Annotated in this window: 9 protein-coding genes; 6 read left to right on the top strand and 3 right to left on the bottom strand. The window is 35.2% G+C overall.

Annotated features, from left to right (window positions below):
* Window positions 1-14 precede the first annotated feature (14 nt).
* Together DMB68_RS07785 and DMB68_RS07780 are read left to right on the top strand one after the other, a co-directional pair.
* A complete protein-coding gene (locus tag DMB68_RS07785; protein ID WP_110346042.1) occupies window positions 15-1184 on the top strand; it encodes a proline dehydrogenase family protein in 1170 nt (389 codons plus the stop codon).
* 197 nt (window positions 1185-1381) lie between these two features.
* Complete coding sequence (locus DMB68_RS07780; protein ID WP_110346041.1) at window positions 1382-4084, top strand: SdiA-regulated domain-containing protein; 2703 nt, start codon at window positions 1382-1384, stop codon at window positions 4082-4084.
* Between the two features lie 78 nt (window positions 4085-4162).
* On the opposite strand, the gene purU is transcribed toward DMB68_RS07780, so the two are convergent.
* The 3 genes from purU to DMB68_RS07765 form a co-directional block, all read right to left on the bottom strand.
* Complete coding sequence (gene purU, locus DMB68_RS07775) at window positions 4163-5017, bottom strand: formyltetrahydrofolate deformylase (RefSeq protein ID WP_110346040.1); 855 nt, start codon at window positions 5015-5017, stop codon at window positions 4163-4165.
* Between the two features lie 30 nt (window positions 5018-5047).
* The gene (locus tag DMB68_RS07770) at window positions 5048-5767 is read right to left on the bottom strand and encodes a DUF4197 domain-containing protein (protein ID WP_110346039.1); all 720 of its coding nucleotides are present in this window, start codon (window positions 5765-5767) and stop codon (window positions 5048-5050) included.
* Window positions 5768-6013: 246 nt separating this feature from the next.
* On the bottom strand, window positions 6014-7123 hold the full coding sequence (locus DMB68_RS07765; protein WP_110346038.1) for a pectate lyase family protein: 1110 nt from the start codon (window positions 7121-7123) through the stop codon (window positions 6014-6016).
* 245 nt (window positions 7124-7368) lie between these two features.
* On the opposite strand from DMB68_RS07765, the gene DMB68_RS07760 reads away from it, so the two are divergent.
* The 4 genes from DMB68_RS07760 to DMB68_RS07745 all read left to right on the top strand — a co-directional run bounded on the left by DMB68_RS07760 (window position 7369) and on the right by DMB68_RS07745 (window position 13010).
* Window positions 7369-7938 (top strand): Crp/Fnr family transcriptional regulator, encoded by a 570-nt coding sequence (locus tag DMB68_RS07760; protein ID WP_110346037.1) that lies wholly within the window; start codon window positions 7369-7371, stop codon window positions 7936-7938.
* A 191-nt stretch (window positions 7939-8129) separates the two neighbouring features.
* Window positions 8130-11570 (top strand): methylmalonyl-CoA mutase family protein, encoded by a 3441-nt coding sequence (locus DMB68_RS07755; RefSeq protein ID WP_110346036.1) that lies wholly within the window; start codon window positions 8130-8132, stop codon window positions 11568-11570.
* 123 nt (window positions 11571-11693) lie between these two features.
* Window positions 11694-12503: a hypothetical protein gene (locus tag DMB68_RS07750; protein WP_110346035.1), complete on the top strand. Its 810-nt coding sequence runs from the start codon at window positions 11694-11696 to the stop codon at window positions 12501-12503.
* Between the two features lie 54 nt (window positions 12504-12557).
* A complete protein-coding gene (locus DMB68_RS07745; RefSeq protein ID WP_124019404.1) occupies window positions 12558-13010 on the top strand; it encodes a hypothetical protein in 453 nt (150 codons plus the stop codon).
* Window positions 13011-13023: the final 13 nt, after the last annotated feature.

The following is a 13023-nucleotide window of genomic DNA, read 5'->3' as shown; positions in this document are numbered from 1 at the left end:
CAAAAACTAATTTAATGGAAAAAATATTCGACAATACTCAGGTTGCATTTTCGTTAAAAAGCGATACGGAACTTGACAGAGCTTATTTTCTTTTTAAAATGATCGACAGTGAACCACTGGTGAGGATTGGAACTGCTGTTACCAATTTTGCCATAAAGGCACATCTGCCTGTTGAAGGATTAATTCGCGCTACAGTTTTCGATCACTTTTGTGGTGGAGTAAACGAAGACGATTGTCTTACTGTTGTAGACAAAATGTTTACAAAAGGCGTTTCGTCTGTTTTGGATTATTCTGTTGAAGGAAAAGAAGAAGAAGAACAGTTTGATGCCGCTTTAGAAATGACTCTAAGAACAATTGAGTTTGCAAAAGAACGTTTGGCAATTCCGTTTGCAGTTTTTAAACCAACTGGTTTAGGACGTTTTGAATTATATGAAAAGTTAGGAGAAAATCAGACTTTTACACCAGCAGAACAAGCGGAGTGGGATAGGGTTGTAGCTCGTTTTGACAAGGTTTGCAGTGAAGCACATAAAAAAGATGTAGCCTTATTGATTGATGGTGAGGAAAGCTGGATGCAGGATGCAGCTGATGATTTGGTAACCGAAATGATGCGTAAATACAATAAAGAAAAAGCAATTGTATTTAATACATTACAAATGTACCGTTGGGATCGTTTGGATTATTTGAAAAAACTACATGAGGTTGCCAAGAAAGATGGTTTTTATATTGGAATGAAGCTGGTTCGAGGCGCTTATATGGAAAAAGAAAATAAAAGGGCAGAAGAAAAAGGATATGTTTCTCCAATTTGTATTTCTAAAGAAGCTACTGATGAAAATTATGATGCAGCTGTACTTTACATGCTAGAGCATCTTGATATAATGTCAATTTTTGCCGGAACCCACAATGAATTGAGTTCTTATAAGCTCATGGAATTGATGCAGGAAAGAGGAATTGCGAAAAATGAAAACAGAATCTGGTTTGGACAATTGTACGGAATGAGCGATAACATCAGTTATAATCTTGCCGAGAATGGTTATAATGTTGCAAAATATTTGCCTTTCGGACCTGTAAAAGATGTTATGCCGTATTTGATTCGTCGTGCTGAAGAGAATACTTCGGTAGCAGGGCAAACCAGTCGTGAATTGTCGATGATTAAAGCAGAACGCAAAAGAAGAAAAGAAAAATAAAAACAATATATACTCTTAAATATAAAACCGTCTCACAATCTGAGACGGTTTTTTTTGAGCTTATTTTTTTCGTAGCTATTTCGTAACATTTACTTAAATAATAATACACAAAGAGTTAATCATAACGTAACTATTACATCAAATGCAAATTTTAACTGTTAGATACATTTGTACCGAATTTAAAATTTACTCTGAATATGATAAAATCTTTACTATTAAAACCAAACAACGCTGCAACCAATTTTAAGCCAGAATTGCTTCCTAATTTAAGAACAGGATTATTTGCGATTATAGCAATATTAGGTTTTAACCAAAATAGTGTGGCTCAAACTGTAGATCTTTCGACCTATGTCAGAGTGGGACGTTATGACTTACCGGAACCAACAAGAACAGCCCATCCAATTAATAATTTATTGGCGCAGGAAGCTTCAGGCGTTACGTACAATTGGGATACCAATACCCTTTTTATTGTGGGAGACGGAACTACCTCTGTTACTCAGGTATCATTAACAGGACAATTCATAGATACAATGACACTCGCTCAGGGAAGCAGTCCGCAGGGAACTGATTTTTATGACTCTGAAGGAATTACTTATATTGGTAACGGTCAGTTTGTAATGACTGAAGAGCGTGACAGACAAGTCGTGTTGTTTACTTATGCTGCAGGAACAACGCTTACAAGAAACAATGCTAAGACCGTAAAATTAGGAACATTTGTGAATAATACCGGAACAGAAGGACTTTCTTATGATCCGTTGACTAATGGTTATATTGTTTTAAAAGAGATTTCTCCAATGGGAATTTTCCAGACAGGAATCGATTTTGATGCAGGAACAGCTACAAATGGTTCCGCTACAACAGATAACTCTGTGAATCTTTTCGATCCTGCATTGTTAGGTTTTTCAGATGTTGCTGATGTTTTTGCTTTATCGAATTTAGCGGCACTAACTGGTCAGCCTTTGTATAACAATTTACTGGTATTGAGCCAGGAAAATGCTAAAGTGGTGAATATAGACCGAAATGGCGTAATTTTAAGTACTTTAACTATTGTGTCAGATCCGGGTAATCCTTTAGATGCTGCTAATCAGCAGCACGAAGGAATGACTATGGATCGTAATGGTAATTTATATATTGTTAACGAAAATGGAGGTGGCGACATTGATCATCCGCAGCTTTGGGTTTATGCTCCTTCTGCTTTGCCAAATCAGGCGCCAACAGCTGTTGCTTTAGCAAATACAACAAATTCAGTTTTAGAGAATACAACCACTACACCGGCGGTTAAAATTTCAGATATTTTAGTTACAGATGACGGATTAGGAACAAACACCTTGTCATTATCCGGTACAGATGCAGGTTCTTTTCAAATAATTGGTTCATCTTTATACATTAAAGCAGGAACGGTATTAGATTATGAAACAAAAACGAGTTATTCAGTTACTGTAAATGTAGATGATACTACTGTTGGTTCTGCTCCTGACGCTTCTGTTAACTTTATCTTGTCAATTACTGATGTAGTCAATGAAGTAGCACCAATTGCAACGGTAAGTATTACAGAAGTAGCGCCCTGGTCCAGCAGCGTTGATCCAATTAAAGCCGATTGGTTTGAAGTAACAAACAACGGAACAACTGATCTTGATATTACAGGATGGAAAGTAGATGACGATTCTAAGACATTTTCATCAGCTTTAGCTTTAAACGGAATTACGACTATTAAGCCGGGAGAATCTGTAATTTTCTTAGAAACTACCGCTGCAAATAACGCAACCGTTATTGCTAACTTTAAATCAACCTGGTTTGGAAGCAACGTACCGGCAAGTTTACAGGTAGGAAGTTACACTGGCGGTTCGATAGGTCTAAGTTCAGGAGGTGATCAGGTAAATTTATTTGATGCGAGTGGGAATCTTAAAGCGAATATTATTTTTGGAACATCAACTACCAATATAACACTTAATAATGCAGCCAGTCTTAACAATGCTACCATTTCAACATTAAGCCAGGTTGGTGTTAATGATGCTTTTGCAGCCAAAAATGATGCAAATCAAATTGGTTCTCCGGGAACTACAGGTAAATTGTTTATTTCTGAAGTAGCGCCTTGGTCAAGCGGTGACAGCCCTGTTGGAGCTGACTGGTTCGAAATAACAAATACTAAAGCGGTAGCTGTTGATATTACTGGATGGAAAGTAGATGATAATTCACAATCGCCTGCAGCTGCAGTAGCATTAAGTGGAATTACAAGTATTGCACCTGGGGAATCTGTAATTTTTATTGAGACTGCTGATTTAGCCGGAAAAACGACTTTGTTTTTGAGTAACTGGTTTGGTGCTAATCCTCCGACAGGTTTAAGAATTGGAAACTATACAGGATCTGGAATTGGTTTTGGTACAAGTGGAGATCAGGTAAATTTATATAACGGAGTAAGCAGTACGCCTGTAGCTTCTGTATTATTTGGAACTTCATCAACGGGTACTTTTAAAACTTTTGACAATACAGATGGAATTACTACGATAACTACTCCAGTTACACAACTGAGTGCAGTAGGTACTAATGGAGCGTTTCTTGCTGCTAACAGCAGTACTGAAATTGGTTCACCGGGTATTTTTGTTAAAACAAACCCTAATTTAGGTATTGAAAATCCTTCAGAAATAAATGTTTTATTTAAAGTAGTAGCTTATCCGGTTCCTGTAAGTTCAACTTTTCAATTAGATGTAACTTCAATCAGTACTGATAAAATTGAAATAAACGTATATGATATGAATGGAAGGTTATTTGATAGCTTTGAATTCAGTGATATTTCTGAAGCTAATAACCAGACAATAGGAGCAAATTATGCAACCGGTGTGTACAATGTTATTGTAATTCAGGGAGGAAACAGAAAAACAATCCGTGTGATTAAGAGGTAATATCAAAATATTTTCCAAAAAAGAAGCCGTTTCAAATAACTTGAAACGGCTTCTTTAATTTTATAAATCGCTGAGTTTTTAAGAAAAAACAACTGTTTTATTGCTGTAAACCATGGTTTTGCGTTCGGCGTGAAGCTTTATGGCTCTTGCCAAAACAATTCGTTCCAAATCACGTCCCTTCATAATAAAGTCCTCAACAGAATGGATATGTGAAACACGCGCAATATCTTGTTCAATAATTGGGCCTTCGTCTAACTCTTCGGTTACGTAATGACTCGTGGCACCGATAATTTTCACACCTCTTTTAAATGCGGAGTGATACGGTTTTGCACCCGGGAAAGCAGGTAAAAACGAATGGTGTATGTTGATAATTTTATTTTCGTAAAGCGAAATCAAACCAGGGGTAATAATTTGCATATAACGCGCCAGTACAATAAAGTTTATCTGATATCTTTTTAATAGTTCAACTTGTTTCGCTTCACCTTCTTCTTTATTGTCTTTGGTAAAAGGAACACAGTGAAACGGAATATCAAAACGTTCTGCAATAGAACGCAAATCATTATGATTACTGATAATTACCGGAATTTCAACATTTAACTCACCGGCACTGTAACGTCCTAAAATATCAAACAAACAATGATCATACTTAGAAACAAACAAGGCCATTTTAGGCTTCTGTTCCTGATTGTATAAGTCCCACGACATATCAAAATCAGCTGCAATGGTTTGGTTGAAATCGTCTTTTATGGCCTCGATACTTATAGTATGATTCGTTAAATCACATTCTAATCGCATAAAAAAGACATTTTGCTCTGTATCAACATGCTGATCGATGTAGGTAATATTCCCTTCTACTTTTGCAATAAAAGCTGTTACTGCAGCAATAATTCCTTTTTGATCCTTACAGTGAATCAGAATTGTTATTTTTTGCATTATAATTTTTATGGTTAATCGGTTAATGGCTTATTTGTTATCCTGCATAGCAAAAACACTTTTTAATAGCGGAGTCGTTCTTGCACTAATGTTGTTGCGGATTTCTTTTTCCTCTACGGCAATCATTTTAAAAACACCGGCTAAAGCCTGATTTGTGGTATAATCAGTTAGATCCGGATTTACTTTTTTTACCAACGGAATTGTATTGTATTTATTGATGATTTTTGTCCATATAACATCGGCACCTACTTTTTCAAAGGAACTTTTAATAACCGGATTAAATTTCCCATACAAAGCAGTTGTAGTACTGCCTTGCAAATAACTCGTTGCAGCGCTGTCATTACCTAATAAAATATTTTTCGCATCAGTAAAAGACATGTTTTTAACAGCTGAAACAAATATAGGCGTTGCTTCTTTTACGGCATCCTCAGCCGCACGGTTCAGTACTTTTATTCCTTCATCAGCCAGTGAGCCAAGACCTATTTTTCGTAAAGTGGCGTCTACTTTTTGCAATTCTGCCGGCATTAAAATTTTTACAGCCTCATTTTTATAGAAACCATCAACCGCAGTCAGTTTACTTACCTGCTGAGTAATTCCTTTGTTCAAAGCTTCTTTTAAGCCCGAAGCGATATCGACACCGCCAACTCCTGGTATCTGAGAGGATAATTGCGGTAACTGATTTAATGTTTGCTGTACCTGAGCACAAGATGTAAGTGAAAATGTAATCGCTAATAATAAAATCTTTTTCATTGATGGGGTTTTATAAGTTTCAAAAATACTACTTATTCAAAAACAAAGCCACAATTTTATTTCAGGAGCACAAACATTTTGTTTCATAATTAACTTTTGTCCCGCTGTCCGCTAAATTCCGCACAGAAAAAGTGCGGGATACCGCTTCCATCGGGGCTATTTTAGAAATTTAGGTTTTCATAATACCGAAAGCAAAAAAGCTACCCTAAAACAGGATAGCTTTTCTGTAAAAACAATTTTTTAAATTTAGAAAGATCCGCAAGTATTACCTGAAAATGTAGCACCGGCTCCGGCAGAAACATCGGATTTCACTGCAGATGCAGCTAAAGTTACAATGCTGTAAGGAGGAGTAAATGCGGTATTTTTTCCTGCTTTGTTACCACTTGTATTAGTGAAAACATTTCCTGAAGTAACCGTTACGGCAGTAAGACCAGTCATTAATTCGATTGGAGTTTTTACATTTTCAAAAACATTATTTTCAACTTTGATATTAGCTTCAAAACCTGCAGCAATACATTTGTTACTAACAGAACTATTGAAATAACTGTTGATGATATGTACTTTTCCAAATCTAACTCTTGGCATTCTTTCTTTACAGCCGCTTGCCCACCAGCAACGTGCAAATGTGATTCTGAATGTTCCGCGGTCTGCAGTAGCACTGTCGCTTGAACCAATTAGATTAGAATATCTGTGATCATCAGAACCTCCGGATCCACCAGCTTTAGGGGCTTTCAGGTAAGTGAATTTTGTGTAAGAAACAGTTATGAAATCAGATTTGTTTTTGATGTCAAAGTTGCCGTCAACACCATCTCTGAATTCGCAGTGATCTACCCATACATTCTGACAGTTGTCTAAAGTAGCATTGTCCCAGCCATCTGTGTCATATGCTCCGGGACCTTCAAAAATTAGATTTCTGATAATAATGTTTTTACATCCTTTAAAATAAATAATACCGGAGCCGTCTTTCGTCTGGTTTGTTGAAACAATTCTGGCACCGCTGGTACCGTAAATCGTTTTTCCGGTTTGGTTTTGAAATGAGATTCTGGCAGAAACAGTAATTGTTCCCGACACTTTGATCACTTTTACAGCAGTATTTTCAATAGCCGACTTTAATTGAGCATAAGTCGTTACTGCTGTTTCTGCTGAAGTACCTCCTCCGGTTGTTCCTCCATTTTGAGATGCCCATCCAGGAACTTCTGAACAAACTCCAACTTTAGATGTTGAAGCATTTACTTCCTTATTGGTACTTAAAGCTGCCTCATCAGCATTTTGCTCTGCAACGTCTTCTGTGTTACAGCTTGAAAAGGCTAAAACAAATGCAAATAGCGTAATTGTAAATTTGGTTTTAAAAGTCATGATAGTTTTTGTTTTTTGTTTGGTTATTACTAAATTTTATAGCAATGCAAAGATGTTTATTAATTCTTACAAGAATATTGAACTTGTTCAATATTTTAGTAATTAAATTGAGTATTTAATTTTTTTAACTTATTTAATTTGAATATAATATAATTTTTATATTTTTGCGTAATCGATTACATTATTTAAATTCCCCTCCCAAATTTTAGAATTTTAGAAATTTTAATTAAGAAATAATTAAAAGTATGTACGAAGAACTAAGGCAGAATATTGAAAGAAAAATCACTCTTACAGATGAGGAGTGGAAATTAATAGTAGACAAAACAGAGTTCATTAAATTAAAAAAGAATGAATTTTTGCAGATTCAGGATTCTAATAATTCCTATGAAGGTTTTATTCTGAAAGGCACTTTCAAAACTTATATTTTAAATGAAAACGGAACTGAAAGTGTCATTTTCTTTTCATTTGAAAACGAATGGATGTGTGATCTGGAAAGCTTTTATTACCAGAAATTAACAAAATACAACATAAAGGCAATAGAAGATAGTGAGATACTGGTAATTAATAAATTGAATAAAACGTTATTATTTAAGCAGGTTCCTAAACTGATTCAGTTTCATATCTTAATGGTAGAAAGGGCCAATATCGCAATACAGGAAAGACTTTTAGATGTTTTAAATAAAACGTCCAAACAAAGGTATGTTGAATTTGTAAACAAGTATCCCCAAAAGACCCAAAAAATAAATAATAAAAATTTGTCTTCTTATTTAGGAGTAACCCATGAATTTTTATCCAAAATCAAAAAGAGTTTTTAATCAAAAAGGGTAAAATTGAATCTATTTTAATTCTTTAAATTATTGATTTCCAAATGTTATATAAAATATTTCCAGATGACAGAAATTTCTACATCTGTGAAGTAATTGTTTTTTGTTAACATATAGCTATGGTGTTTATGATTTGATAAAATATTTTGTAAATTGCACTACAAAATTATCATATTCACAAAATGGATCTTCAAAAAACATATATTCCTAAAAATAAAGTAAGAATTGTTACCGCCGCTTCACTCTTTGACGGGCATGATGCCGCCATCAATATTATGCGACGTATTATTCAGTCAACAGGCGTTGAAGTAATCCATCTTGGCCACGATCGAAGTGTTGAAGAAGTGGTAAATACAGCTATTCAGGAAGACGCAAACGCAATTGCGATGACCTCGTATCAGGGTGGTCACAATGAATATTTTAAATATATGTATGATTTGCTTCAGGAAAAAGGAGCGGGTCACATTAAGATTTTTGGAGGCGGAGGAGGTGTGATTCTTCCAAGTGAGATTTCAGAATTGCATGAATATGGTATTACACGGATTTATTCTCCGGATGATGGCCGATCATTAGGGCTTCAGGGAATGATAAATGATCTGGTAGAACGTGCCGATTTTCCTATTGGAGATCAATTAAATGGAGAAAGCGATCATATCGAAAATAAAGTTCCAACTACAATTGCGCGTTTGATTTCTGCTGCTGAAAATTTTCCTGAAATTGCAAAATCGGCTTTTGATACAATTCACGAAATAAATACTAATTCTAAAATTCCGGTTTTAGGAATCACAGGAACGGGAGGAGCCGGAAAGTCATCTTTGGTAGACGAATTAGTCCGTAGATTTTTAATTGATTTCCCTGAAAAAACTATTGGATTGATTTCTGTTGATCCTTCGAAAAGAAAAACCGGAGGAGCGCTTTTAGGCGACAGAATCCGTATGAATGCCATAAATAATCCTCGTGTATATATGCGTTCGCTGGCTACGCGTCAGTCGAATCTGGCTTTGTCTAAATATGTTTCTGAAGCTATTCAGGTTTTAAAAGCTGCAAAATACGATTTGATTATTCTGGAAACTTCAGGAATCGGACAGTCTGATACCGAGATTATGGATCATTCTGATGTTTCGCTTTACGTAATGACTCCGGAATTTGGAGCAGCAACACAATTGGAGAAAATCGACATGCTTGATTTTGCCGATTTAGTGGCTTTAAACAAATTTGACAAACGCGGTGCACTTGATGCGTTGCGCGATGTAAAAAAACAATATCAAAGAAATCATAATCTGTGGGACAAAAATCCTGACGAAATGCCGGTTTTCGGAACCATTGCTTCGCAGTTTAACGATCCCGGAATGAACACGCTGTATAAAGCGATTATGGATAAAGTGGCAGAAAAAACCGATTCTGATTTGAAATCGACTTTTGAAATCACAAAAGAAATGAGCGAAAAAATCTTCGTGATTCCGCCACACAGAACGCGTTATTTATCTGAAATTGCCGAGAATAACAGATCTTATGATGAAACGGCAATTTCGCAGCAAAAAGTAGCGCAGAAATTATACGGAATTTTCAAAACCATAGAATCTGTTTCCGGAAAAGTTCCACAGATTACTAAAGCAGGAATCGAAGATTCAACTGTTTTAACTGGAGGATTTCAGGAACATGATGAAAACAGAATTTTTTTTAACCTTTTACTGAATCAATTCGATAAACTAAAAATGGATTTAGATCCGTACAATTGGGAAATTATCCTGAATTGGTCCGAAAAAGTGGCGAAGTATAAAAATCCGGTTTACTCGTTTAAAGTTCGTGATAAAGAAATTAAAATTGCAACACATTCTGAAAGTTTATCGCATTTGCAGATCCCAAAAATTGCTTTGCCGAAATACGAAGCCTGGGGCGATATTTTGCGCTGGAATTTACAGGAAAATGTTCCCGGAGAATTTCCTTTTGCTTCGGGATTATATCCTTTTAAACGTGAAGGCGAAGATCCGTCAAGAATGTTTGCGGGCGAGGGCGGACCGGAAAGAACCAATAAACGTTTTCATTATGTAAGTGCCGGAATGCCAGCAAAACGTCTTTCAACTGCTTTTGACAGTGTTACTTTATATGGAAATGATCCAGATTTGCGTCCTGATATTTACGGTAAAATTGGAAATGCGGGCGTTTCAATCTGTTGTTTAGACGATGCTAAAAAACTCTATTCAGGTTTTGATTTGGTTCACGCTTTGACTTCGGTGAGTATGACGATTAACGGGCCTGCGCCAATGTTATTAGGCTTTTTTATGAATGCGGCAATTGATCAGCAATGCGAATTGTACATTAAGGACAATTATTTAGAAAAAGAAGTTGAAGCCAAAATCAATAAAATATATAAGGAAAAAGGGGTAGAGCGTCCTCATTATCAGGGCGATTTACCAGAGGGAAATAATGGTTTGGGATTACTACTTTTAGGAGCTACCGGAGATCAGGTTTTGCCTTTGGATATTTATAATGAAATTAAAGCCAGAACCTTGTCTCAGGTTCGCGGAACCGTTCAGGCCGATATTTTAAAAGAAGATCAGGCGCAAAACACCTGTATTTTCTCAACTGAATTTGCCTTAAGATTGATGGGTGACGTCCAGGAATATTTTATTACCAAAAACGTTCGGAATTTCTATTCGGTTTCGATTTCAGGATATCATATTGCTGAGGCAGGAGCGAACCCAATTACACAGTTGGCATTTACGCTTTCGAATGGTTTTACTTACGTGGAATATTACCTGAGCCGAGGCATGAGCATCAACGATTTTGGACCAAATTTATCATTCTTTTTCTCGAACGGAGTTGATCCTGAATATTCGGTTATTGGTCGTGTGGCACGTAAAATTTGGGCGAAAGCCATGAAAAATAAATACGGAGCCAACGAAAGAGCCCAAATGCTGAAATACCATATTCAGACATCCGGACGTTCGCTGCATGCGCAGGAAATAGATTTTAACGATATCAGAACGACGTTGCAGGCTTTGTATGCGATTTATGATAACTGTAATTCATTGCATACCAACGCTTACGATGAAGCAATTACAACACCAACAGAAGAATCGGTACGTCGTGCCATGGCGATTCAGCTGATTATCAATAAAGAATTAGGTCTGGCGAAAAACGAAAACCCAATTCAGGGATCCTTCATCATAGAAGAATTGACTGATTTAGTTGAAGCCGCAGTTTTACAGGAATTTGACCGAATCACAGAAAGAGGAGGAGTTCTTGGCGCAATGGAAACAATGTACCAGCGTTCTAAGATTCAGGAAGAAAGTTTGTATTACGAAACCTTAAAACACAACGGAGATTTCCCAATTGTGGGTGTCAATACGTTCCTGAGTTCAAAAGGTTCGCCAACGGTAATTCCGGCAGAAGTAATTCGAGCCACCGAAGAAGAAAAACAATATCAGATTACAATGCTGGACAACTTGCATCAATTCCACGAAGAAAAAGTAAACGAGTATTTAAACACCTTACAGCAAGCCGCTATTAAAAATGAAAACTTATTCGATCATTTAATGGAAGCTACAAAGGTTTGTTCGTTGGGTCAGATTACTTCGGCGTTGTTTGAGGTTGGCGGGCAGTATAGAAGGAATATGTAGATTTTAAATCTTATAATTTTTAAACGCATTTGATCAAATGATCGAATGCGTTTTTTTATTTTAAAAGATATTTGTACTATATTTATTCGATAAGAAAATTTTAAAATTTGAGAAAAAATTGAAATGAGTCTAATTAATTATTCTAATGAAAAACTATTTGACAGGCTTTTAAATAATAAGTCGAATAAAAATTATTGGAAATATATTACTGAATTAAGAAAAAGAACTGAAAAGTCTGTTTTTGAAAAAAGTGTAGAATTAACTAAATCAAATGTAGCTAAAGAGAAAATTCTCGGAATAAACATTTTATCTCAGTTTGGATATCCCAGATTACATGTAAAGGAGATTTTAAAAATATATTTCGATTTATTAAAAAAGGAAACTGATAAAGATGTAATTAGTGCTATTTTTTATGGAATCGGCCATAACAATGAAAATCTAACTGACAAACAAATCGGTATAATTTGCCCATATAAAAATCACAAAAGTGTGAATGTAAGATACAGTTTGGTTTATGCAATTCTTGCTATTGATAAAACCAAATCTATTGAGACATTAATTCAATTAAGTAAAGATAAAGATTCAGATATTAGAGATTGGGCAACATTTGGAATTGGAAGCCAAATAGAAACTGACAATGAATTAATTCGAAAAGCTTTATGGGAAAGAGTAAATGACAAATATAAAAATATCAGACATGAAGCTATTGCAGGTTTGGCTAAAAGAAAAGATGAGAATATTAAAGGAGTTTTGAAAAATGAACTTTTAGAAATAGATGATTCCGGTTCTTTGATTTTAGAAATAATAGAAGAGTTTGGTGATAAAACTTTTATACCATTAATAGAAGAACAGATTAAGAGTAATAAAGTTCTTAAAAAAGTAAATGAAGATTGGTTACTGCAAACTTTAGAAAAATTAAGTTTGCCAAAATAAAAAAGATCTATTTTTGAACAGACACCCCCAATTATGAATCATACTACTAAAAAAATGAAAAAACTTTATTTTGCGTTTTTTATAATAATGCTTACGTTCCAAATTAATGCTCAGTTTATAATTAAGCGCGAGATAAAAGAAAAAATTGAAGGAATCTGCAATGACCAGGAGGTATATTCACTTTTTCCAATTGATGGTCAGGTTGAAGCAGTATGTCCAGTTTCTAATGAAGTTATCTTAATGCGACTAAATACTGAAGTTGAATTTTTGAAGCAAAATCCAAAATATAAGGATAAAGGTATGATTGGATTGATTATTAATTGTAAAGGAAAAATTGTCGAATGCAAAATGGATAACAATACCAAAAGTAGTGAATTGGATCAACAAATTGAAAAAGTTTTCAACTCGCTTGGTGTTTGGAAAGTAGGGACAATGAACGGAAAAGAAATTGATAGCTCCCGACTTTTTAGTTTTAAGATTAAAGAAGGAAAATTTTCTTTTGATTAAAGAATTAAAATGC

The sequence above is a fragment of the Flavobacterium hydrophilum genome (assembly GCF_003202405.1).
In the GTDB taxonomy this organism is placed as follows: domain Bacteria; phylum Bacteroidota; class Bacteroidia; order Flavobacteriales; family Flavobacteriaceae; genus Flavobacterium; species Flavobacterium hydrophilum.
This window is presented reverse-complemented; position numbering and strand designations above follow the sequence as displayed.